The organism is Pseudomonas sp. PA-5-4B, assembly GCF_021606215.1.
Lineage (GTDB): Bacteria > Pseudomonadota > Gammaproteobacteria > Pseudomonadales > Pseudomonadaceae > Aquipseudomonas > Aquipseudomonas edaphica.
In genome coordinates this window covers 29,565-52,843 of sequence record NZ_WKDB01000019.1, presented here as the reverse complement: position 1 = coordinate 52,843, position 23,279 = coordinate 29,565, and the positions used below count along the sequence as shown (strand labels likewise).

Below are 23,279 nucleotides of genomic sequence, written 5' to 3'. Positions count from 1 at the left end.
CTGTGCCGGTCTTTGCCCGCTGCCGACAGAGTTGCCCATGCGTTCCCTCAAAGTGCTGATCCTTGAAGACAACCCGTTTCAACTGATGGCGCTGCACCAGATGCTCAATGCCAACGGCGTGTTCAACGTACTCACCGCCGAAACGGTCGACGCCGCGCGCCAGTCACTGGACAGTGCCGGCCCGGTGGACATTGCCATTTGCGATCTGTACCTGGAGCAGGGCGATGGCCTGGAGTTGATCCGCGAACTGGCCGAGCGCAGCCTGGCCCAGGTGCTGATCCTGCTCAGCAATGCCGAACCGGACGTGCTCGAAGGCGTGGCCAATATGGCGCGGCAACAGGGGCTGAATGTGCTGGCGTGCTTGCCCAAACCCGCGTCGGCCAAGCTGGTCGGGCAAGTGTTGATGGACTGCCAGGCGCGCTTGCGTGCGGGGCCGCCGGTGACCTCATGGGCGCGGGTGCGTCATCTGCTCGACCTGAGCGAGCGCGAGCCGTTGCCACCCTCGGCGGACGTCAGCCAGGCCAGCATCGCGCGCTGTGGCCGGGTTTGGTATCAGCCTATCGTCAGCCAGGCCGGCGTGCTGCAACGGGTCGAGGCCCTGGCCCGTTGGCAATCTAATGAAAATGAGCTGCTGTTGCCTGACGACTTTTTGCCGGTGCTGGAGTTTGCCGGCATGGAAGAGGCCTTCACTTGGCACGTACTGGAGCAGGCACTGGGCCTGGCTGGCCAGGTCATGGACCAGACCGGGCAACTGCTGCCTGTAGCGGTGAATATTCCCGGGCGCATGCTGGAGCGACCGCACTTTCCCCAAGTACTGCAAGGCCTGCTGCAACTGCACGGCGTGCCGGCCCATGGGCTGACCCTGGAGTTGGTGGAGACCTCACGGTTAAAAACCGACAGTGCCCACCTCACCGGGCTGCTGCGCTTGCGGATGATGGGGTGCAAGTTGTCCATTGGTGATTTCGGCGTCGGTGGCACCAGCCTGCAGAGCCTGCTGGCGTTGCCCTTCACTGAGCTGAAGATCCCTCCGGTGTTTGCCAGTGGCATGGCCGAGGATGATCGCAAGGCTGCCGTGGTGGCGGGTGCCATGAGCATGGCTGCGCACTTGGGCATTGGCGTGGTGGTGACCGGGGTGGAAAGCGCCGCCGATTACCATGCCGTCGGAGAATTGGGCGCGGCCTGGTTGCAAGGCTGTTTTATCGCGCGGCCAATGGAGGTCGAGGCGCTCAAGCAATGGATCGCGTTTCAGGCTATGCCAGTCCGTGTTCCTGCACATAGATAAACAGCGCGGCATCGTTGCCCAGGCCCAGCTTGCGCATGGCGCTGACCTTGTGCGCGCTGACCGTCTGCTTGCTGCGATGCAGTTGCGCGGCGATCTCGCCCACCGCCAACCCGGCAGCCAACAGGCGGATCACCTCCAGTTCCCGAGGTGACAGCTGTTGCTGCGACTGCAGGTGGTCAGCGCCGACTTCGCCGGCAAGGCTCAGTGCCTGGCGAATGGCGTGGGCCACATAAGGACGCCCTTGCCGCACGTGGTGAATTGCTTGCGGCAGCTCATCGGCCAAGCTGGCCTTGCTCAGCAGGCCCATGACCCCCAGTTTCAGAATGGAATGAAACAAGCCGGCGTTATTGAGCATGGTCACCACCACAATCGGCAGTTCGGGATGGTGCCGACGCAGCTGTTCTATCAGGCGCAGCCCGTCGGCCTGAGGCTCGGCGGGCATCATGAAGTCGGTCACCAGCACATCACAGGCACAGGTGTTCAGCTGTTCAATCAGGGCTTGGGGCGAATTGGCCTCGGCGACGATGCGTACCCGTTCGTCACGCTCCAACACGGCGCGCAAACCAATCAGAAAAATCGGGTGGTCGTCGGCGAGGACGATGCGCAGTGGCGCTTCAGACGCGGCTTTCAAGGCAGGCTCCCAGGATAATCCAGGGATTCTAGCCTGTTGGAGGTTGTTTTCTCTCTGTCATCTTTGCCGTGCATGCTCGGTTGACTCGGGCAGACGACGATACAAAAGGTCGAACTTTCTGCTGCGGGCACGGGTCACTTGAATGTCAGCACCTTGGTGACATTTTTGTTTTTCGAACTTTATTCGAATGATTGAGTGGTGATCGAGATGGAAAGTATCAGCCTATTGCTCGAAGAAGCACTGAGCCCTTATCAGGTTACGTTGACCACCTCGGGTGTGCAGGGCGAGTGCCTGGTGACCGTGAAGAACCCGGCTGGCGCTATTGTCGTCGAGCGGGAAGTCGATCGCGCGCAATTGACCGATAAGCGCGTGCTGGTGGATGTGGTCGATTGCCTGCTGCGCGACCTTAAAATCGCCGAAGGGCGCCTGGAACCCTCGGTTATCGCCGCTTTGCGCAACGCCGCACAGACTCGCGGCAGCGTGATCGCATGAAGAATTGTTTAATTGGCGAAACTTCCTACGCCATGCCCGGTCAGATTTTTTAACGGCAAGAGCAAACATTGTGCTCCGGTGTTTGTGGCTTGTTGTACTGGTCTTTGTAGGCCACGTTTAACCCCGAAGTGTCTCCCCACTCTTCGGGGTTTCTTTTTGCCTGGGATTTGCCTCGCTGAGGGTCAGGTCTCGGTGCTCAGGGCTCGGGAGAGTCGAGGAAGAAACTCGGGTTGTGCGACAAATACTGTTCACGCATCACTGGGTCTAACCACGAGGCGTAGGACTGTTGCACCTGCTCCAGTGGAATCTCGCCCAATGCCTGATCGATTCGCTGCATGGCCTGGCGACCTTGCGGCGTGTTGGAGCAAGCGATATGCGTGCGTTGGTAAGGCGCTGAGCCCTTGATGGGAAAGAACAGCAGGTCGTGGGCCGCAATTCCCTGTTGCTGGGCGTGATAGCGGATTTCCGGCGGGTAACCCAGCACCGCCTCCAGCCGCCCCAGGCGCTGCATCTGCAACAGGCTGCCAAGGGCGTCATTGCCGTAATGCAGGGCCAGGGTGTGCGGGTCGGCGTGCTTTAGCTGTTCATCGACGGCGGGGCCGTAACTGCGTTCGGCCGTGGCGCCAATGCGCGCCGTATGGGATTTGAGAAAGGCTTGCAGGTCAAACTGACCCTCGACGATATAGGGCGCCATGGCCGCTTGGTGGCTGCGCTGGATCGTCACCCCATTGCTGACCGTCACGAATGCCTGGGCGGAAAATACCACGTACTGGGCGCGCTCCGGCGTCCACAGCAGCGATGGGTCACAGGTCAGGGATTGAGCACGCAACATTTGAATGCCGCGCGCGCGGTTGACGTGCATCACTTGATGACGATACTCCGGCAGGTGCTCCCTGAGCATCGGCAACAGTTGGTCGAGTGCGCCCTGGTTTTTTTGCGGGCCTTCGAAGATGGTCATTGGCGGCAGGTCGCGCAGCAGCCAGGTCAGTGTGTCCTCGGCCTGAGCCGAGAGCGACCAGCCGCCGAACAGCGTGCTTACAAGGAGCAAGCGGACGTACGGGCGAACCATCAGATCGCGCCATCCTCACGCAAACGGGTGATGGCGGCGGCGTCGTAACCCAGCTCATTGAGCACCGTGCTGTTGTGCTCCCCTAACTGCGGCCCAACCCATTCGCAACTGCCCGGCGTCTCGGAGAGCTTGGGCACGATGCCTGGCATCTTGAAGTCCTTGCCACCTGGCAGCTGCGCCTTGAGGAACATTTCCCGGGCCAGAAACTGCGGGTCGCCGAGCATGTCTTCGGCGCTGTAGATACGGCTGGCGGGTACTTCGGCCTTGTTCAGTTGCTCGACCACTTGCTCCAGCGGCAGCGAGTTGACCCACCGATCAATCACCCCGTAAAGCTCGTCACGGCGGCTGTCGCGCCCGTCATTGCTGGCCAGGGCCGGGTCATTGGCCAAATCGTCGCGGCCGATGGCGCTCATGAAGCGCTTGAAGATGGCATCGCCATTGGCGCCGATCTGCACATGCTTGCCGTCAGCACTGGTATGAATCGAGGAAGGCGTGATGCCGGGCATGATGTTGCCGGTGCGCTCGCGGATAAACCCGAACACGTCGAACTCCGGGATCATGCTTTCCATCATCGCGAAGATGGCTTCGTACAGCGCTACATCCACCACTTGGCCGAGCCCGCCGTTGACCTCACGGTGACGCAACGCCATCAGCGCGCCGATCACCGCCCACAGAGCCGCGATGGAGTCGCCGATGGAAATCCCGGTGCGCACCGGCGGGCGATCTTCAAAGCCTGTGATGTAGCGCAGACCGCCCATGGACTCGCCCACCGCGCCAAAGCCCGGCTGGTCTTTCATCGGGCCGGTCTGGCCGAAACCGGAGAGGCGCACCATCACCAGCTTGGGGTTCAGCGCGTGCAGGGTTTCCCAGCTCAAACCGAGTTTTTCCAGCACACCGGGGCGGAAGTTTTCGATCAGGATGTCGGCGTCCGCCAGCAGCTGTTTAAGAATCGCCAGGCCATCCGGGTGCTTGAGGTTCAGGGTCAGCGACTTTTTATTGCGCGCCTGCACAAACCACCACAGCGACGTGCCTTCGTACAGCTTGCGCCACTTGCGCAGCGGGTCGCCGCCATCGGGGGATTCGACCTTGATCACCTCGGCACCGAATTCGGCGCAGATACGTGAGGCAAACGGTCCGGCGATCAGGGTGCCCAGTTCGATGACTTTCAGGCCGGAGAGCGGTTTGGCATTAAACGACATGAGGATCCTTAGCAAGCAGGGGCGGTGGTGTCATGCCTTTTAACATAGGCGAGCGGCCCAGGGATAAGCATGATGCAGCGCAGTATTCGTTCAATGGCTGCCCCATCGGTTAGACTGGCGACCTTTCCCTGTCTTTAGAAGCCCGTTCATGGCCCAGCCGTCCACGACCTACAAATTTGAACTGAACCTCACCGACCTCGATCGCTCGGTGTACGAGAGCGTCAAGCAGACCATCGCCCGCCACCCTTCGGAAACCGAAGAACGTATGACCGTGCGGCTGCTGGCCTACGCCCTTTGGTACAACGAGCAGTTGGCGTTCGGGCGTGGCCTGTCAGATGTAGACGAGCCAGCCCTGTGGGAAAAAAGCCTGGATGATCGGGTTCTGCACTGGATTGAAGTCGGCCAGCCCGACGCCGACCGCTTGACCTGGTGCTCACGCCGTACCGAGTGCACCAGCCTGCTGGCCTATGGCAGCCTGCGCGTATGGGAAGGCAAAGTGGTGCCGGTGGCCAAGAACCTCAAGAACGTCCACATCGCCGCCGTGCCGCAGGAAGTCCTCGAGACCCTGGCCAAGGACATGCCGCGCGTGATCAAGTGGGACGTGATGATCAGCGAAGGCACTATTTTCGTGACTGACGACCGTGGCCAGCATGAAGTGCAGCTGGAGTGGCTGGTCGGCGAACGCGGCTAAAAAGTAAAACTGTGAAAAGCTGGCTTCTGTGGGAGCTGGCTACACAAACAGGTTCCAGCGTTGATCTGTGTTGATTGCTCAATTGTCGTTTAACCGTTGTATCTGAAGAGAAGCTTCCGTTACCCCATGCGTATCGATCCTCGCCCGTTGCCCGCTGTCCTGCCGTTTCTCGGTGAATTGCCACCGCTGTTGACCCGTCTCTACGCCGCACGCGGGGTGCAGTCGGAGGCTGAGCTGGACAAGAGCCTGGCGCGGTTGATTCCCTACCAGCAACTCAAGGGCATCGACGCGGCGGTAGACCTGCTGGTGACGGCTCTGGAGCAGCGCCAGCGTATCCTCATCGTCGGTGACTTCGACGCCGATGGCGCCACGGCCAGTACCGTGGGCACGCTGGGCCTGCGTTTGCTCGGCGCGGCGCATGTCGATTACCTGGTGCCCAACCGCTTCGAATACGGCTACGGGCTTACCCCGGAAATCGTCGCTGTGGCGCTGCAGCGCGAGCCGCAGCTGCTGATCACCGTGGATAACGGCATCTCCAGCGTTGAAGGCGTGGCGGCGGCGAAGGCCGCCGGGTTGCAGGTATTGGTCACTGACCACCACTTGCCGGGTGATGAATTGCCGGCGGCGGATGCCATTGTCAACCCGAACCAGCCCGGCTGCGAGTTCCCCAGCAAGGCGTTGGCCGGCGTGGGTGTGATCTTTTACGTGCTGATGGCCCTGCGCGCGCGGTTGCGCAGCCTGGGCTGGTACGACAACAAACCCCAGCCAAATATTGGCGAACTGCTTGATCTGGTCGCCTTGGGCAGCGTCGCTGACGTGGTGCCGCTGGATGCCAACAACCGCATTCTGGTGCATCAGGGCCTGGAGCGTATTCGTGCCGGGCGTGCGCGGCCGGGGATCAAGGCGATTCTCGAAGTGGCCAAGCGCGATGCGGCGCGTATCACCTCCACCGACCTCGGTTTTATCCTCGGGCCACGCCTCAATGCAGCCGGGCGCCTGGATGATATGAGCCTGGGCATCGAATGCCTGCTCACCAGCGACGTGGCGGCGGCGCGGGAAATGGCCGCGCAGTTGGACGGCATGAACCAGGACCGCAAATCCATCGAACAAGGCATGCAGCGCGAGGCCCTGGCCCAGCTCAAGGACTTGCCGGTGGAGTCGATGCCTTACGGCTTGTGCCTGTTCGACCCTGAATGGCACCAAGGTGTGATCGGTATTCTGGCCTCGCGTATGAAAGAGCGGTATTTCCGCCCGACCATCGCCTTCGCCGATGCCGGTGACGGCCTGCTCAAGGGCTCGGGGCGCTCTGTGCAGGGTTTTCACATCCGTGATGCCCTCGCGGTGGTCGCCAGCCAGCATCCTAACCTGATCGCCAAATACGGCGGCCATGCCATGGCCGCCGGCCTGACCTTGCCCGAGGAAAACTTCCCGCTGTTTGCCGAAGCCTTTGATGCCGAAGTGCGCCGGCAGCTGCGTGAAGAAGACCTCACCGGTCGCCTGCTGACGGACGGCACGTTAGCGGTGGAAGAGTTTCACCTCGAGTTGGCGCGCGCACTGCGCCATGCCGGGCCATGGGGCCAGCACTTTCCCGAGCCGTTGTTTCACGGTGTGTTTCAGTTGGTTGAACAGCGTGTGGTTGGCGAGCGGCACCTTAAAGTGGTGCTCAAGAGCGAATGCGGGTCAGTGAAGCTCGACGGCATTGCATTTGGTGTGGACCGTGAGGTGTGGCCGAACCCGACGGTGCGTTGGGTGGAATTGGCCTACAAGCTGGATGTGAACGAGTTTCGTGGCAATGAAACTGTGCAACTGATGATTGCGCATATCGAACCGCGCTGAGTCTGAGCCACACCACAAAACAACTGCGGGAGCGGGCTTGTGTGGGAGCTGGCTTGCCTGCGATGCGGACGCCTCGGTCTATCAGACAGACCGAGGTGATGCTATCGCAGGCAAGCCAGCTCCCACAGAGGTGCCCACGTTCAGCTTTGTGGGCAGCCTTGGATTACTCAGTTTTGTCTTTGGCCTGATGCTTCACAATGATATCCACCAAACGCTGAGCCAGCGCCGGGTAGTTCTCATCAAAGTGATGCCCGCCCGGCAGCTTCACAGCCTCGCCTACGGCAGTGGTGTCGGTGCAACCACTCTCGTTGACTTCTTCAGCACCGTAGATGCACACCACTTTATCGGCTGGCAGCTTGGCCATTTCCGGGCCAGTGGCGGCCTCTTTGCCGGCATTGCCCAGCCAGCCTTCCACTTCGATTTCAAAGCTGCCAGTGCGTGCGAATGCGAGCAGGATAATGGCGTCGACACGCTGCTGTTCGCTTTCCGGCATGCGGTTGTAGATCGCTGGCAGTACGTCGGCGCCGAACGAATAGCCGGTCAGTACGAAGCGCTTGGTGCCCCACTTCTGGCGGTAGTGCTGCATCAGCTCGGTGAGGTCTTTGGCGCTTTGTTCCGGGGTCTTGTGCTGCCAGTAGTAGCGCAGGGTGTCGATGCCGACCACCGGGTAGCCGATCTTGGCCATTTCACCGGCCACATCGCGGTCCAGGTCACGCCAGCCGCCATCACCGGAGAGGAACAAGGTAACGGTGTCCTTGGCTTGGCCAGCCGGTACTTCGACCACCGGAATCGCCAAGCCGCCGTTGTCCGAACCGACCAATTGCTTGCGCAGTTCGTTGTTCAGTACTTGTGGGTAGTGAATGTCGTAGTCGCTGATGCTGGTAGTCGCGCGCGGTGTATCGCGTACGAAACTGGCGCTTTCATCGTCAGGGTTATCGTTCCACGCCACCAGCCAATTGCCATGGGCAGAGGTCTTCGGCAGTGGGTCCTTGCAACCTTTCTGAACCAGGGCGAAGCCGACGGAGATGGCGTTGGCCTTGTCGTCGTTCTGTGTGGCCAGCCAGCGCCAGGCGAGCGCGGCGCCAGGGCCGATGCCGCTGACCAGCGTCGCCGGGCCTTTAAGCTGGGCCAGGGCGCTTTGCAGGGCTTGTTCCTGCAACTTGCAGTCATCTTTTGGCAGGATCACTTGAACGATTTGCGCCGAGCCGCCCTGGCTCAGGGCAATCAGTTGGCTGTCGCTCAAGGTCTCATCGGCCATTACAGCCACGGCCACGCGGGCCTTGGCCGAGCCGTTAGGCGTCACACGGGTCATCACCGAACCGTCGGCCTGGGGCAGTTGTTCCAGGATCGGTTGCGGGGCAGGGCGGTTCCAGTACCAAAAGCCACCCGCCGCGATCAGCGCGAGCAGCACTACTAAGGCCAATACATACCGCCAGGAGCGTCGAATCATCAGCGTTTCACCAATCCAGTCAAGCCGCCCGCAATCAGGGCGGCGGTATCGGCCAGTGCCACCAGCGGATCAAGTCCTGCGGGCACGGCCATATAACGGGGTTCCCAGTCAGGCTGGAACTTGTCTTTGAAGCGGCGCAAACCTTGGAAGTTATACAGTTGCTCGCCGCGGCGGAACACCATCGAGCCCAGGCGTTGGGTCAGCGGCGCACCACGGCGCGGTTGCAGGCCCGACAACGGCACCATGCCGAGGCTGAAGCGGGCGTAGTCATGGTTCTTATAATGTTGAATCAGGCCAACCATCATGAATTCCATGGTCAGCTTCGGCGCGTCCGGGTGCGCACGCATCAGGTCGAGACTGGCCAGGTCATGGTTGTAGGTCTCGAGCAGGTTGGCGAAGGCTACCGGGCGCCCTTCGAAGCGAATGATCGCGATGCGAAAGTGCTTGAGGTAGTCGTCACTGAAACGTCCGAGGGAGAAGCCCTTTTCCCGCACGTTCTTGCCGGTCAGCCACGCATCGGAAATGACTTTGAGCTCATCCATCGGCGCCTGGCCCGGGTCGCAGATCTCCAGGGACAGGCCGTCCCGGGTGCCACGGTTCCAGGTGTAGCGCAGGTCTTTCATCTCTTTGCCCTTGGCTTCCAGGTCAAAGCGTTTGAGGTCGACGCGGGCTTCTTCGCCCAGCTTGATCGCGGTGAGGCCAATGTCCATGTAGTACGGCAGGTTCTCGGCGCGTACTTGATAGAACACTGGGCGCGCGTGATGGATATCGCACAGGTCGCGGAACTGCCAGATCATCTCCGCGCGGGGCTGAGTCGGGCCGATCGGGTCGTACAGGGCCACCAGGCTGCGCCCGCGACGGGCGTACATCAGGAAGGCTTCATCGTTGGGGTGGAACAGCAACGCCTTGTCGCCGGTCAGCGCCAGGCCGCCGTCGGGTTGCGAGGAGGCCATCAGGATCTTGGTGGCGCGCTCCAGCTCATCCGGTGTCGGCAAGTGAATGACCGGGCGCGCAGTGCGCAACAGCCAGGTCAACGACACGATCACCAGCAACACCGCCGCACCCAGCAATGAACGCAGGCCCCGTGGGGCGTTGGCGTCCAGGGTGAACTGCCACCATAGCTGATGGCTGTACGGCACGTCTTGATAGGCAAACAGCAGCAGCCAGATCGAGGCGCCCAGCACACAGACACTGGCCACCAGGTACAGCGGCGAGAACGGCAGCTCAGTCAGGCGGCTGGCGCGGTAAAACGAGCGACGGAAGATCGCCAGCAGCACAGCCGTCATGATCATCAGGCTGGCTTCTTCCCAGTCGAAGCCTTTGAGCAGCGAGAGCAGGGCGCCGGTCAGCAGCAGCACCATGGTCAGCATCCAGGCCGCCGACAAACGTCGACGCAGGCCTTGGGCGAGCAGCAGGCACAACACGCCGATCAGGCTGGCACCGAAGTGCGAGGCATCAATCAGGCGGTGGGGAATCAGGAAGCCGATGTTTTCCAGGCGTGAGTCGATTTCCGGCGTGGCGCCGGAAAACAGCAGGACCACGCCGGACAAAAAAACCAGTACGGCCAGCACCGGCGCCGCCAGGCCCGAAGCAACCCGCAGGCTTTGCTGGGTCTGGAACAGGCGCTGGGCTTCGTTGACCAACAGGAAGATACAGGCGATCAGCAGCGGCAGAACCACGTAGATCATCCGGTACAACAGCAGGGCGGCGGCCAATGGCGCGGCGCCGAGTTTGTCGGCAAACGCGGCCAGCAGAATTGCCTCGAACACGCCCACGCCACCCGGCACATGGCTGAGTACACCGGCAGCCAGGGCCAGCAAATACACCAGCAGGAACGGGCCGAACGGCGGCGCTTCCGGCAGCAACATATAAAGGACGGTGGCGGCAGCGGCCACATCCAGCGCGGTGATGATCAGTTGCAGGAAGGTCAGGCGGCGGCCCGGCAGGCGCAGCGTGCGACGCCCGGCCTTGACCAGCAGGTTGTCCGGGTAAGGTTGTTCCGGCAGGCGCCGGCGATAAATACCGATGCACAGTGCGACTGACAGCAGCAATACCGCGCCGGCGATGCCACCGAGCAAACCTTGGGACAAATGCAGGTAGGTCGAGGCCGCGGGCAAGTTGCTCAAGGTGGCCAGTGCGGCCAACGGCGGCAGGGCGGTGCCCAAGGCCAGGCTGGCAAACACGGTCATGTGCGCCACTTCCGAGGCACCGATGCCATGGCGTGCATATAAACGGTAGCGTACTGAACCGCCCGAAAGCATCGACAACCCAATGGCATTGCCGATGGCAAAGGCGGTGAAGCCACCCATGGCCAGGGTCTTGGCCGGCAGCTTCACGCCGGCATAACGTGCGCCGGAGAATTCGTAGCCCAATAGAATGATGAAACCTGCGACCGCGGCGGCAAATGCGCCGAGCAAGGCAGGCTTGGGCACTTCCAGGATCGAGTCGTGGAGCGCGTAAAGGTCCAGTTCCAGCAGCAAGTGTCGGCAGGCGATCAGGGCGATAGCGAACAGCAACAGGGTGACGGCCAGCCCAATGGGTTGACGGTATTTGCTCAACAGATCCAGCCATCGCAAACGGGTGGGAGTGATCGGTTGTTCCGCTGTGACGGTGTCTTGTGGTTCAGACGAGTTGGCGCGCATCAATCACCTCGTGGATTGTGCGCGACAGGATGGAGGTATCCAGCCAAGTTACCAATCCCTATGGACAAAATAATTACAAATATTAACGCTTATCGTCGGGGGCGGCGACAGCGGCCATTGGTCGTAGAGGGTCGAGCTTGAGCACTGAGCATAGCTTGCAATGACATGGACTCTGCAAACCGAATACGGTTTCATGAAAGATGCCATACCATTGTTTCAGAAGAACTTTTTCACCGGATACAAAAAAGGCCACTCTTTCGAGTAGCCTTTTTTGATGTTTGGTTGCGGGAGCCGGATTTGAACCGACGACCTTCGGGTTATGAGCCCGACGAGCTACCAGACTGCTCCATCCCGCGTCTGTGGGCGGCATTCTACAGCCCAACGGCGAGGTGTCAACCGTTAATAGTCTGATGGGTCAAATAAGTGGAAATTAGTCACTCCACAGCCACCTTGTGCGGTAAGTGCAGGGTGGGCAACGTTTTTTCTGTCTTACAATTTTCATACAGGGCTAAAACAGGCACGCACAAAAAAGGCCACTCTTTCGAGTAGCCTTTTTTGATGTTTGGTTGCGGGAGCCGGATTTGAACCGACGACCTTCGGGTTATGAGCCCGACGAGCTACCAGACTGCTCCATCCCGCGTCTGTGTGTCGGCATTCTACAGAGGAACGCAGGTGTGTCAACCTGTGAATTGAAGAAAAGCGCTTGTGGTTCAATCGGTTAGCTCTCCAAGGTGGGCTTCAAACGGCCTCGGGGCCAGTCTGGCCAAGGGTTTGGGCTCTATTGGTGGGTAGATTTCGATTGAGAAAATAAATTCATCTGGGAAATTTACTACCGCTCAAACGGCAGATTCAAACTACTGGTGCTATATACAGGAGTGAGTGCGATACTGGCCGCCCGTTGGATTACACCCTCTGTTTATATGACGCAGCGCAAAATCATCCACGTCGACTGTGATTGCTTCTACGCCGCCATCGAGATGCGCGACGACCCGAGCCTGGCGCAAAAGCCCCTGGCGGTCGGCGGCTCGGCAGACAGGCGCGGGGTGATTGCAACCTGCAACTATGAGGCGCGGGCATACGGCGTGCGCTCGGCCATGTCATCGCGTCACGCCTTGAAGCTGTGCCCGGACCTGACCATCGTCAAACCGCGCATGGATGCTTATAAAGAAGCGTCGAAGGAAATCCAGACGATCTTTCGCGACTACACCGACCTGATCGAGCCGTTGTCGCTGGACGAAGCTTACCTGGATGTCTCCGACTGCCCGCATTTTGGCGGCAGTGCCACGCGCATCGCCCAGGACATCCGCCGCCGAGTCTCCAACCAGTTGCACATCACCGTGTCTGCGGGCGTGGCGCCGAACAAGTTTCTGGCCAAGATCGCCAGCGACTGGAAAAAACCCAACGGCCTGTTTGTGATCACCCCGGATCAGGTCGAAGACTTTGTGTCGCAGTTGCCAGTGAAAAAGCTGCACGGTGTCGGCAAGGTCACCGCCGACAAGCTGGCGCGCCTGGGCATCGAAGACTGCCTGCAACTGCGCGAGTGGAACAAGCTGGCGCTGGTGCGTGAATTCGGCAGTTTTGGCGAGCGGCTCTGGGGCCTGGCTCGTGGGATTGATGACCGTGTGGTGCAGAACGACAGCCGCCGACAATCGATCAGCGTGGAAAATACCTACGACGTGGACCTGCCGGATCTCTCAAGTTGCCTGGCGAAACTGCCTGAGCTGATGGAAACCCTGGCAGGGCGCATGGCGCGTATAGACAGTAGCTACCGCGCGGGCAAGCCGTTCGTTAAGGTGAAGTTTCATGACTTTACCCAGACGACGCTGGAGCAGGCCGGGGCAGGGCGGGATCTGGAGAGTTATCAACAGCTGTTGACCCAGGCGTTTAACCGGGGCGGGAAGCCGGTGCGGTTGTTGGGGATTGGGGTGCGGTTGCTGGACCTGAGCAGCGGTAACGAGCAGCTTCAATTTCCCTGGTAGAAACCGGATCAAAAAAATGTGGGAGCTGGCTTGCCTGCGATAGCGCAGTGTCAGTCACTGATGTTGTGACTAATACACCGCTATCGCAGGCAAGCCAGCTCCCACATTTTGATTTTTATCCAGCCTGAAGTCTCAGCGTGCCCCAGGATCTGCGACGAGTCTTCCCGCATCCTTGGTCAGCGCCTGCAGAAACTCCTGCTGCAACTCCGGATCATTGCGCGTCAATTCGATCAGGCTTTGTTCCAGCTCGCTGGCTTCTTCCTCCAGGCCCAGCTCCGACAGGCGCTTGACCCGGTGCACCCATTGGTTCACTTCGTCATCTTCCAAGTCGTCGTAGATCAGGCCATGGGCTTCGAGCAACTTGCCGCGCAGGGTGTTGCTGATCGCCAGGGTCGAGTCGGAATGCACATCGTCCTGGCCATCTTCCACGCTGATCTTCAAGGTGCTGACGCGGTTCAGGTCCTGCTCGGCAAATGGGCTGTCCAACAGGTTCAGGCGCAGTACGCCATCGCGGTCGGTGGTCAGCTCATGGGTCTGCTTGCCGGCGGTAACTTGCACCGGGCGCTCGCTCCAGGGAAGGCTCGAATACTCCGTGCGCTTGTCGCGCTGCACTTCATCGATACCCGCCAGGTTCTGTTGCGCACGGCCGTGGGATTGCACGTTCATGAACGGGTTGATGCCGTCCACGCCGTAGCTCAGCCAGTCGCGCGTCATGCTGGTGGGCAGGTTGCCGAGGGCGAAGACATTCACCACGTTGGCGCCCGCGCCCGCTACCAGTGCAACAGCACCCAAAGGCATCTCATAGAGTTTGCGCCAGGGCTGGTAGGGGGTGTAGCGATCGTAACGGCGGGTGACTTCGAACTCGGTGACCTCAAAGGTCTTCTGCTCGTGAATGCGAACCCGGCGTTGCGGCAGTTCCAGCACTTTGGGTTCGCCTACATCGATTTGCAGGCTGTGATCGAGCAACTTTCGCTCGACCCGCTCCTCGTGCTCGCTGCGTTGCGACATTTGATTGGCGCAGCCGCTGACCAGCAGGGCGCCGCACAAGGCGGCGCCCCCCAGGGCTCTGGTGTTTCGCTTGAACATGACTTCTCTTGATCTGGTTTTCAGCGACGAATACGCGCCTGAAGGAAAGACAGCACGTCAGCCACCGGCAACGGTTGGGCTTCGGCTTCGGTCCGGCTCTTGTATTCCAGATTGCCATCCGCCAGGCCGCGGTCACTGACCACGATACGGTGCGGGATGCCAATCAGTTCCATGTCGGCGAACTTGATGCCCGGGCTGGTTTTCTTGTCCCGGTCATCGAGCAGCACTTCAAAACCGGCAGCCGTCAGTTCGGCATACAGTTTGTCGGTGGCTTCGCGTACTTGCTCGTTGTCGTAGCGCAGCGGTACCAGGGCGATCTGGAACGGTGCCAGGGCGTCGCTCCAGATGATGCCTTTCTCGTCGTTGTTCTGCTCGATGGCAGCGGCAACCACGCGTGATACGCCAATGCCGTAGCAGCCCATGTCCAGGGTGATCGGCTTGCCGTTCTCGCCCAGCACTTCGCACTTCATCGCCTTGCTGTACTTGTTGCCCAGCTGGAAGATGTGCCCGACTTCGATGCCGCGCTTGATTTCCAGGGTGCCCTTGCCATCCGGGCTTGGGTCACCGGCCACCACGTTACGCAGGTCGGCCACGGTCGGAACCGGCAAGTCACGCTCCCAGTTCACGCCGAAGTAGTGCTTGTCATCGATGTTGGCGCCGATACCGAAGTCGCTCATCAGCTCGACCGAACGGTCGATGATGATCGGCAACGGCAGGTTCAGCGGGCCCAGCGAACCAGCACCTGCGCCAATGGCGTCGCGCAGTTCGGCATCGGTGGCCATGACCAGCGGGCTGGCCACGCCAGGTTGCTGGGCAGCCTTGATTTCGTTGAGTTCGTGGTCGCCACGGATCACCAGGGCGATCAGCTTGCCTTCTTCTTCGGCGCGCACGATCAGGGTCTTGATGGTCTTTTCAATCGGCAGATTGAATTTTTCCACCAGGGCCGCGATGGTCTTGGTCTCTGGCGTGTCCACCAGGCGCAGTTCTTCAGCCGGTGCGGCGCGGGACGTTTCCCGTGGCACGGCTTCGGCTTTCTCGATGTTCGCCGCGTAGTCGGAACCGTTGCTGAACACGATATCGTCTTCGCCGGACTCGGCCAGCACGTGGAACTCGTGGGAGCCGGCGCCGCCGATGGAGCCGTTGTCCGCTTCAACCGGACGGAACTTCAGGCCCAGGCGCGTGAACACGTTGCAGTAGGCGGTGTGCATGCGGTCGTAGGTGGCCTGCAGGGACGCCTGGTCGGCGTGGAACGAGTAGGCATCCTTCATGATGAATTCGCGGCCGCGCATCAAACCGAAGCGTGGGCGAATTTCGTCACGGAACTTGGTCTGGATCTGATACAGGTTCAACGGCAGCTGCTTGTAGCTGCTCAACTCGTTGCGCATCAGGTCAGTGATCACTTCTTCATGGGTCGGGCCGGCGCAGAAATCGCGGCCATGACGATCCTTGAAGCGCAGCAACTCAGGGCCGTACTCTTCCCAGCGCCCGGATTCCTGCCACAGCTCAGCCGGTTGCGTGCTCGGCATCAACACTTCCAGAGAGCCGGCGGCGTTCATTTCTTCGCGAACGATGGCTTCGACCTTGCGCATCACCTTCAAGCCCATGGGCAGCCAGGTGTACAGGCCGGAGGCCAGTTTGCGGATCATGCCGGCGCGCAGCATCAGCTGATGGCTGATCACAACCGCGTCGGAAGGCGTTTCTTTCTGTGTGGCGAGCAAATATTGACTGGTACGCATGGTAGGCCGTTGTCGGTTGCTTGGACTTGAAATGACTTGGGATTGTACGGGCGGTTGTCGCTGGAGTACAGGCGTGAGGTCGTGGCGGTGTTTCTGGTGGAGTAGAGCGTGTGTGGGAGCTGGCTTGCTATGGAGAGGGCGCTTGCTGTGGCGAGGGAGCTTGCTCCCGTTTGACTGCGCAGCAGTCACCGGCATTTTGGGGGCGCTTCGCACCCCAGCGCAAGCAAGCTTGCTCGCCACAACAAGCCAGCTCCCACATTGGCTGAGGTGGGTCAGTCTTCTGCGGGAGGATTCAACCGCGCCCGTCGGCTTTCCTGAAACCAGTGCAGCGCAATCAGGAACAGCGTCGGCACACCCAGCAGGCAAGTGATGATGAAGAAGTTGTGATAACCGAACTTCTCTACCATCACGCCCGAGTAGCCACCAATCAGGCGCGGCAGCAACAGCATGATCGAGCTGAGCAGCGCGTATTGGGTGGCGGAGAACTTGAGGTTGGTCAGGCTCGACAGGTAGGCGACAAACGCCGAAGTGGCCAGCCCCGAACTGAAGTTATCCAGGGAGATGGTGAAGATCAGCATCTGCAGGTCCGGGCCCATGTCGGCAAGCATCACGAACAGCAGGTTGGTGGCCGCCGAGGCAATGCCGCCGATAAACAGGATCGGCAAGATGCCGAAGCGCACAATCAACAGGCCGCCCATACCGGCGCCGAGTAGGGTCATGATCAGGCCGAAGATCTTGCTGACCCCGGCGATCTGGTCCTTGGTAAAGCCCTGGTCGATGTAGAACACGTTGGCCATCACGCCCATTACCGTGTCGGACATGCGATAGGTCGCAATCAGCCCGAGCAGCAGCAGCGCCTGCCAGCGATACCGCAGGATAAAGTCGTTGACCGGCGTCAGCACCGGCGCCAAACCCCGGCGGCCCATGGCCGAGAGGCACAGGGTGGTGAGGATGATGTACAGGATGGCGCGCAGGAACGCGCGATCTTCCATCAGCAGCTCCCACAGGCTCACGCCGTGGAACAGCACGCTGGCGAAATCGGTGTTGTACAACTGGGTGAACATCGCCGGGACCGACACCAACAGCACGATCAGCACAAAGACCGAGACAAGCTGATGCGCAAAGCTGTAGCGCCCGGCCTGCAATTGGGTGCGCAGTGGCACATCGGGTTCACGCATGAAGAAGGTGGTCAGCAGTGCCGGGATCATCAGCACGCCGAACAGCACGTAAGTACCGGTCCAGGCCGAGTGTTTATAGTTGAAGCCGGTGGAACCGAAACCTTCGGCAAAGAACAGCGCGCCGGCGGTGGCCAGCAGTGCGGCGATGCGATAGCCGGACATATAGCTGGCAGCCAGCGCGGCCTGGCGGCTGTCGTCGGCTATTTCCAGGCGATAGGCGTCTACCGCAATGTCTTGGGTGGCGGAGGCAAAGGCTACGATAACGGCAATGGCGATCAGCCAGGACAAGTGCTTTTGCGGGTCGCAGAAACCCATGCCGATCAACCCGAGGATCACCAGCGTCTGGGCAAGTACCAGCCAGGAGCGACGTCGTCCCAGTTTGCCGAGCAGCGGCAGGCGCCATTGGTCGAGCAGCGGCGACCAGACCCATTTAAACGCATAGGCCAGGCCGATCAGGCTCGCATAGCCGATGGTCTCGCGGGCCACACCGGCCTCGCGCAACCACACAGATAGCGTCGAAAACACCAACATGTAAGGCAAGCCGGCGGCGAAGCCGAGCAACAACAGGACTAACGTCGAAGGGCTGGCATAGGCGGCGAGCGCGGCGCGCCAGGTTTTACGGGGCATGGGCTGGAGTCTGCCTCAGATTTGCGGAAACAAAGCGCGCACTCTAACCGCTGTGCTCTACCGGGCGCCAGCCATGACGCTGAATATCAACGCGATTGTTCAGGATACTGACGCCTTCACTGCGCAAACGCGCACGTTGTTCGTCGCCTGAAGCGCTGCCCACCGGCAGACTTATCCGACCACCGGCACCCAATACCCGATGCCAGGGCAGACGGGTGTCCTCCGGCAGTTGGCTGAGCGTGCGCCCGACCCAGCGGGCAGCACGGCCCAGGCCGGCCAGGTGCGCCAACTCGCCGTAACTCACCACGCAACCTTCGGGCACTTGCGCCAGGGTCAGGTACAGGGCCGTTCGGCGCATGTCTGCGGGGCTTTGGGGGGCGTCTTCGGGTGAGTGAGGTGTGGGCATCGCCGCGTCTTTATAAAGAGGTGTTTTTGTAAGAAACGTCTGTAATCATGCCGTTGAGAATTGAACTCAATATAAATCCTTGAGTCAGTCCAAGCTATCTAACACGATAACGCCCCTTTTTCGCCATTTTCGAGCCTCGAATTCGCTTATGTTGTCCAGAACCCTGCTCTGCCTTGCTGTTCTCAGCGCCTCCACGCCCCTGCTCGCCGACACCATCTGGTTGAAGAACGGTGACCGCCTGACCGGCAAGATCAAAGTCTTCGACGGTGGCAAATTGCTGATTCAGACCAACTACGCAGGGGCCATCCCGGTGGATTGGAAGCAGGTCAAGACCCTGGAAAGCGACCAGGAACTGCTGGTCAAGCAGGACGCTTACACCGGTGAAAAGGCCAAATCCCTGAAAGCGGCGGAGGATGGCAAGGTCACCCTGACCAATGGCGAAGCGCCGAAAACCGTGGACTTGGCCAGCATCCAGCAGATCATCAAGCCAAAGCCTGTGATCGAAGACCTGGTGTGGAAGGGCAATGTCGACCTGGCGCTGGACTACAAACGCGCCGACAAGGACACCAACGACTACGACATCGACTTCAAGACCACCGCGCGTCACGGCCAGTGGCGGCATACCGCCCAGGGCGAATACAACCGCGAGTTCCAGGATGACGTGACCACCACTGATAACTGGTCGCTCGAATATGACCTGGACCGCTTCATCACCGAGCATTGGTACTGGCAGGGCCGCCTGACCTACAAGCGTGACAAGGTTGAAGACCTGTCCCGCCAGCGCACCGTGGGTACTGGCCCTGGCTACCAGTTCTGGGACGATGAGCTGGGCGCGTTCTCCCTCGGCTCGCTGGTCAACCGCACCGATTACCAGTATTCGGACGATCGCAAGAGCAACTTCTATTCCCTGGCCATGAAGTGGAGCTACAACCGCTACCTGGTGGGCAAGACCGTGGAATTCTTCACTAACGGTGAAGTGGGCAAGCCGCTGGCCGGGCCGTCCGATTACTCCCTGGATGCGGAAATGGGCCTGCGCTACAAAGTCACCGAGTGGGCGTCGCTCAACCTCAAGGCCGAGCGCGACATCATTAATGGCGAATCGCAAAGCAGCTTGGACAAGACCCGTTACACCGCAGGCTTCGGCGTCGCCTGGTAAAGCAACCCGGTAAAACCAGCAACGGACACTCTGGCAACCCGCGCCGATATTGATTACCTTGTGTTGAGATTCATTCCCATAGACGCCATAGGCTGTGGGCGGCTGAACACCCGAGGAGTCATACCGTGAGCACGCAGGTTGCCAAGAACGCCCGAGAGCTGTTGCTCAAGGAATACCGTGGAGCGCTCTCCACATTGTCCAAAGCCATGCCGGGTTTTCCCTTCGGCTCAGTGGTGCCGTACTGCCTCGACGCGCAGGGCCAGCCGATCATCCTGATCAGCCGCATCGCCCAGCACACCCACAACCTGCAGAAAGACCCCAAGTGCTCGCTGCTGGTGGGTGAGCGCGAAGCCGATGACGTGCAAGCGGTAGGGCGCCTGACCTACCTGGCCGAAGCCGAAAAGCTTGAGGATGAGGCTGCGATTGAAGCCGCCGCCGAGCGCTATTACCGCTACTTCCCGGATTCGGCCAACTACCACAAGGCCCACGATTTTGACTTCTGGGTGCTCAAGCCGGTGCGTCACCGTTACATCGGCGGCTTTGGCGCGATTCACTGGGTCGACCAGCTCACCCTGGCCAACCCGTTTGCGGGCAAAGCCGAGCGCAGCATGATCGAGCACATGAACAGCGATCACACCAAGGCCATCGCCCACTATGTGGAGCTGACCGGCCTGCCGACCACCGAACCTGCGCAATTGGCCGGTATCGACGGCGAGGGCATGCACCTGCGCATCGGCCAGTCCTTGTATTGGCTGCCGTTTGCCGAGCCTTGCAACACGCCGACACAAGTGCGCGAAGCCCTGGTTTCATTGGCTCACGCTGAGGTCTGGCCGAAAAAAGAAGCCGTCAGCGCTTGAATTCACGAAACGGCGACGTCATTTAAGGTGGACTGGCAAGGCATTCTTGCGTTGAGGAACCATTTGATGCGCCCTTTTTTATTGCTCTTTCTGCTGTTCCCGGTGTTGGAGCTGTTCGTATTTGTTCAAGTCAGCAGTGCCATCGGGTTTTTCCCGGCACTGTTGCTGATTATTCTCGGCTCGATGCTCGGCGTCCTGGTGCTGCGCGTCGCCGGCCTGGCCACGGCGCTGCGTGCGCGTGAAAGCCTGAACCGCGGCGAACTGCCTGCTCAGACCATGCTTGAAGGCCTGATGATGGCCTTGGCCGGTGGCCTGTTGATCCTGCCAGGCTTTATCAGCGACGTGGTCGGCATGGTCATGCTGCTGCCGTTCACCCGCAAGCTGCTGGCCGGCAAGATGCGCCAGCGAGCTGAAGAAGCGGCGATCCGCCAGCGCGCCTTCGCCGATGACCTGCAACCCCGTGGCGGCCCGGCGCCACGCCAGCCGTTGGGGCGTGAAGGGGATGTGATCGAAGGCGAGTTCGAACACCGCGACAGCAAATAACCGCATGACCTGCACGGCGCCTTTGGGTGCCGTGTTGCTTTTGCCGCCCGGCATTCGTAAAAAATTTCCGTCGCGGCCTCTTGTAATAAGCTTATGCGCCCTTATGTAACGGTCACCGCAAGGTTTCTGGTGGCGACACCAGACAGACTTCCGCGTCTTGCTTGGCGAGGCGCGACCGGCACCGCCGGAATACAACTTGCCGGTATCGATACCGGCCGATGAAAAACACAATTAGGAGAGATCGACAATGAGCAAGCTTCGTCCTCTGCACGACCGCGTCGTAATCCGTCGCAGCGAAGAAGAAAAGAAAACCGCTGGCGGTATCGTTCTGCCAGGTTCGGCTGCTGAAAAAGCCAACCACGGTGTGATTCTCGCTGCAGGCCCGGGCAAGACGCTGGAAAACGGTCAAGTACGTGAGCTGGCCGTAAAAGTGGGTGACAAGGTTGTTTTCGGCCCTTACTCCGGCAGCAACACTGTGAAAGTCGACGGCGAAGACCTGCTGGTCATGGCTGAGAACGAGATTCTCGCCGTTCTGGAAGACTGATTCCCCGCTCATTTTCCCGTTACTACAAAGTATTTAAGGAATATCGATCATGGCTGCTAAAGAAGTTAAATTCGGCGATTCCGCCCGCAAGAAAATGCTCACCGGTATCAACATCCTGGCTGACGCGGTAAAAGCGACCCTGGGTCCTAAAGGCCGTAACGTGGTTATCGAGAAGAGCTTCGGCGCTCCGACCATCACCAAGGACGGCGTTTCGGTAGCCAAAGAAATCGAACTGGAAGACCGTTTCGAAAACATGGGCGCGCAGCTGGTCAAAGACGTTGCCTCCCGTGCCAACGATGACGCAGGCGACGGCACCACCACCGCTACCGTACTGGCTCAGGCCATCGTCAACGAAGGCTACAAGGCCGTCGCTGCCGGCATGAACCCGATGGACCTCAAGCGCGGCATCGACAAGGCGACCATCGCCATCGTTGCTGAGCTGAAAAAGCTGTCCAAGCCATGCGCCGACACCAAGGCTATCGCTCAGGTAGGCACCATCTCCGCCAACTCCGACAACTCCATCGGCGACATCATTGCCGAAGCCATGGAAAAAGTCGGTAAAGAAGGCGTGATCACCGTTGAAGAAGGCACTGGCCTGGAAAACGAACTGTCGGTTGTAGAAGGCATGCAGTTCGACCGTGGCTACCTGTCCCCGTACTTCGTCAACAAGCCTGAGACCATGGTTGCCGAGCTGGACAGCCCGCTGATCCTGCTGGTCGACAAAAAGATCTCGAACATCCGCGAAATGCTGCCAGTGCTGGAAGCCGTTGCCAAAGCCGGCCGCCCACTGCTGATCGTTTCCGAAGACGTTGAAGGCGAAGCCCTGGCGACTCTGGTTGTGAACAACATGCGTGGCATCGTTAAAGTCGCCGCCGTCAAGGCGCCAGGCTTCGGCGACCGTCGCAAGGCCATGCTGCAGGACATCGCCGTTCTGACCGGCGGTACCGTTATCTCCGAAGAGATCGGCCTGAGCCTGGAAAGCGCCACCCTGGAAAACCTGGGTAGCGCCAAGCGCGTGACCATCTCCAAAGAAAACACCATCATCGTTGACGGTGCTGGCGTTGAGCAGGACATCCAGGCTCGCATCACTCAGATCCGTGCCCAGGTTGCCGAGACTTCGTCCGACTACGACCGTGAAAAACTGCAAGAGCGTCTGGCCAAGCTGTCCGGCGGCGTTGCAGTGATCAAGGTTGGCGCCGGTTCCGAAGTTGAAATGAAAGAGAAGAAAGCCCGCGTTGAAGACGCCCTGCACGCAACCCGTGCAGCCGTTGAAGAAGGCGTGGTACCTGGCGGTGGCGTTGCGCTGATCCGCGCTCTGGAAGCACTGGCTGATCTGACCGGCGACAACGCTGACCAGAACGTCGGTATCGCTGTTCTGCGTCGCGCCGTTGAAGCGCCGCTGCGTCAGATCGCTGCCAACTCCGGCGACGAGCCAAGCGTTGTGGTCAACGAAGTCAAGAACGGCAAAGGTAACTACGGTTACAACGCTGCGACTGGCGAATACGGCGACATGATCGAAATGGGCATCCTGGACCCTACCAAGGTGACTCGTTCCGCGCTGCAAGCAGCAGCCTCCATCGGTAGCCTGATCCTGACTACCGAAGCTGCAATCGCTGACAAGCCAAAGGCTGAAGGCGCAGCTGGCGGCGGTATGCCAGACATGGGCGGCATGGGTGGCATGGGCGGCATGATGTAAGCCAGCCTTACCCAGCTATTAAAAAGCCCCGCCTGCAGTGATGCAGGCGGGGCTTTTTTGTACAGTATTCAAAATGCAGGAGCTCCCATGTGGGAGCTGGCTTGCCTGCGATGGCATCACCTCGGTGCACCAGACATACCGAGTCGCCTGCATCGCGGGCAAGCCCGGCTCCCACATGG

Annotated in this window: 19 protein-coding genes and 2 tRNA genes; 10 read left to right on the top strand and 11 right to left on the bottom strand. The window is 60.1% G+C overall.

Annotated elements, in window-relative coordinates:
- Positions 1 to 37 precede the first annotated feature (37 nt).
- Entirely contained in the window at positions 38 to 1,282 is a 1,245-nt protein-coding gene (locus GIW28_RS11820; protein WP_236445953.1) for an EAL domain-containing response regulator, read from the top strand.
- On the opposite strand, the gene GIW28_RS11815 is transcribed toward GIW28_RS11820, so the two are convergent.
- Complete coding sequence (locus GIW28_RS11815; protein ID WP_017139733.1) at positions 1,251 to 1,913, bottom strand: response regulator transcription factor; 663 nt, start codon at positions 1,911 to 1,913, stop codon at positions 1,251 to 1,253. The genes GIW28_RS11820 and GIW28_RS11815 overlap by 32 nt on opposite strands.
- A gap of 207 nt (positions 1,914 to 2,120) precedes the next feature.
- Between GIW28_RS11815 and GIW28_RS11810 the strand changes: the two genes are divergently transcribed.
- On the top strand, positions 2,121 to 2,405 hold the full coding sequence (locus tag GIW28_RS11810; protein WP_026013896.1) for a DUF3509 domain-containing protein: 285 nt from the start codon (positions 2,121 to 2,123) through the stop codon (positions 2,403 to 2,405).
- Positions 2,406 to 2,601: 196 nt separating this feature from the next.
- Here GIW28_RS11810 and GIW28_RS11805 read toward each other — a convergent pair whose 3' ends face one another.
- Together GIW28_RS11805 and GIW28_RS11800 are read right to left on the bottom strand one after the other, a co-directional pair.
- Positions 2,602 to 3,474, bottom strand: coding sequence for a TIGR02285 family protein (locus GIW28_RS11805; RefSeq protein ID WP_169985194.1), 873 nt, complete (start codon positions 3,472 to 3,474; stop codon positions 2,602 to 2,604).
- Positions 3,474 to 4,673 carry a CaiB/BaiF CoA transferase family protein gene (locus tag GIW28_RS11800; protein WP_169985191.1) on the bottom strand — a complete coding sequence of 400 codons (1,200 nt, stop codon included), beginning with the start codon at positions 4,671 to 4,673 and terminating at the stop codon, positions 3,474 to 3,476. Before GIW28_RS11800 ends, GIW28_RS11805 begins: the two co-directional genes overlap by 1 nt.
- 148 nt (positions 4,674 to 4,821) lie before the next feature.
- Here GIW28_RS11800 and GIW28_RS11795 point away from each other — a divergent pair, with 148 nt between their 5' ends.
- Together GIW28_RS11795 and recJ are read left to right on the top strand one after the other, a co-directional pair.
- Positions 4,822 to 5,364, top strand: coding sequence for a YaeQ family protein (locus GIW28_RS11795; RefSeq protein WP_236445952.1), 543 nt, complete (start codon positions 4,822 to 4,824; stop codon positions 5,362 to 5,364).
- A gap of 126 nt (positions 5,365 to 5,490) precedes the next feature.
- On the top strand, positions 5,491 to 7,200 hold the full coding sequence (recJ, locus tag GIW28_RS11790; RefSeq protein ID WP_138449273.1) for a single-stranded-DNA-specific exonuclease RecJ: 1,710 nt from the start codon (positions 5,491 to 5,493) through the stop codon (positions 7,198 to 7,200).
- A 163-nt stretch (positions 7,201 to 7,363) separates the two neighbouring features.
- On the opposite strand, the gene GIW28_RS11785 is transcribed toward recJ, so the two are convergent.
- From GIW28_RS11785 to GIW28_RS11770, 4 genes are all read right to left on the bottom strand, one after another.
- The gene (locus GIW28_RS11785) at positions 7,364 to 8,650 is read right to left on the bottom strand and encodes a virulence factor family protein (RefSeq protein ID WP_236445951.1); all 1,287 of its coding nucleotides are present in this window, start codon (positions 8,648 to 8,650) and stop codon (positions 7,364 to 7,366) included.
- Positions 8,650 to 11,292: a bifunctional lysylphosphatidylglycerol flippase/synthetase MprF gene (gene mprF / locus GIW28_RS11780; RefSeq protein WP_017139740.1), complete on the bottom strand. Its 2,643-nt coding sequence runs from the start codon at positions 11,290 to 11,292 to the stop codon at positions 8,650 to 8,652. Before mprF ends, GIW28_RS11785 begins: the two co-directional genes overlap by 1 nt.
- Before the next feature lie 279 nt (positions 11,293 to 11,571).
- Positions 11,572 to 11,648: transfer RNA gene (locus GIW28_RS11775), tRNA-Met, on the bottom strand.
- Between the two features lie 207 nt (positions 11,649 to 11,855).
- Positions 11,856 to 11,932 (bottom strand) — tRNA-Met (locus tag GIW28_RS11770).
- 280 nt (positions 11,933 to 12,212) lie between these two features.
- On the opposite strand from GIW28_RS11770, the gene dinB reads away from it, so the two are divergent.
- Positions 12,213 to 13,271, top strand: a complete 1,059-nt coding sequence (gene dinB / locus GIW28_RS11765; RefSeq protein ID WP_017139741.1) for a DNA polymerase IV — start codon at positions 12,213 to 12,215, stop codon at positions 13,269 to 13,271.
- Between the two features lie 132 nt (positions 13,272 to 13,403).
- Here dinB and GIW28_RS11760 read toward each other — a convergent pair whose 3' ends face one another.
- From GIW28_RS11760 to GIW28_RS11745, 4 genes are all read right to left on the bottom strand, one after another.
- The gene (locus GIW28_RS11760; RefSeq protein ID WP_236446494.1) at positions 13,404 to 14,357 is read right to left on the bottom strand and encodes a hypothetical protein; all 954 of its coding nucleotides are present in this window, start codon (positions 14,355 to 14,357) and stop codon (positions 13,404 to 13,406) included.
- A 20-nt stretch (positions 14,358 to 14,377) separates the two neighbouring features.
- Positions 14,378 to 16,093, bottom strand: a complete 1,716-nt coding sequence (locus tag GIW28_RS11755) for a proline--tRNA ligase (protein WP_017139743.1) — start codon at positions 16,091 to 16,093, stop codon at positions 14,378 to 14,380.
- A gap of 272 nt (positions 16,094 to 16,365) precedes the next feature.
- Complete coding sequence (locus GIW28_RS11750; protein WP_017139744.1) at positions 16,366 to 17,898, bottom strand: AmpG family muropeptide MFS transporter; 1,533 nt, start codon at positions 17,896 to 17,898, stop codon at positions 16,366 to 16,368.
- A 43-nt stretch (positions 17,899 to 17,941) separates the two neighbouring features.
- Complete coding sequence (locus GIW28_RS11745; protein WP_099549362.1) at positions 17,942 to 18,304, bottom strand: MGMT family protein; 363 nt, start codon at positions 18,302 to 18,304, stop codon at positions 17,942 to 17,944.
- A 148-nt stretch (positions 18,305 to 18,452) separates the two neighbouring features.
- Here GIW28_RS11745 and GIW28_RS11740 point away from each other — a divergent pair, with 148 nt between their 5' ends.
- The 5 genes from GIW28_RS11740 (at position 18,453) to groL (ending at position 23,100) form a co-directional block, all read left to right on the top strand.
- Entirely contained in the window at positions 18,453 to 19,460 is a 1,008-nt protein-coding gene (locus tag GIW28_RS11740) for a DUF481 domain-containing protein (protein ID WP_017139746.1), read from the top strand.
- A gap of 125 nt (positions 19,461 to 19,585) precedes the next feature.
- Positions 19,586 to 20,317 (top strand): HugZ family pyridoxamine 5'-phosphate oxidase, encoded by a 732-nt coding sequence (locus GIW28_RS11735; protein WP_017139747.1) that lies wholly within the window; start codon positions 19,586 to 19,588, stop codon positions 20,315 to 20,317.
- Between the two features lie 66 nt (positions 20,318 to 20,383).
- Positions 20,384 to 20,860: an FxsA family protein gene (locus GIW28_RS11730; RefSeq protein WP_236446496.1), complete on the top strand. Its 477-nt coding sequence runs from the start codon at positions 20,384 to 20,386 to the stop codon at positions 20,858 to 20,860.
- A gap of 247 nt (positions 20,861 to 21,107) precedes the next feature.
- Positions 21,108 to 21,404, top strand: coding sequence for a co-chaperone GroES (locus GIW28_RS11725; protein ID WP_017139748.1), 297 nt, complete (start codon positions 21,108 to 21,110; stop codon positions 21,402 to 21,404).
- Positions 21,405 to 21,453: 49 nt separating this feature from the next.
- On the top strand, positions 21,454 to 23,100 hold the full coding sequence (gene groL / locus GIW28_RS11720; protein WP_017139749.1) for a chaperonin GroEL: 1,647 nt from the start codon (positions 21,454 to 21,456) through the stop codon (positions 23,098 to 23,100).
- Positions 23,101 to 23,279: the final 179 nt, after the last annotated feature.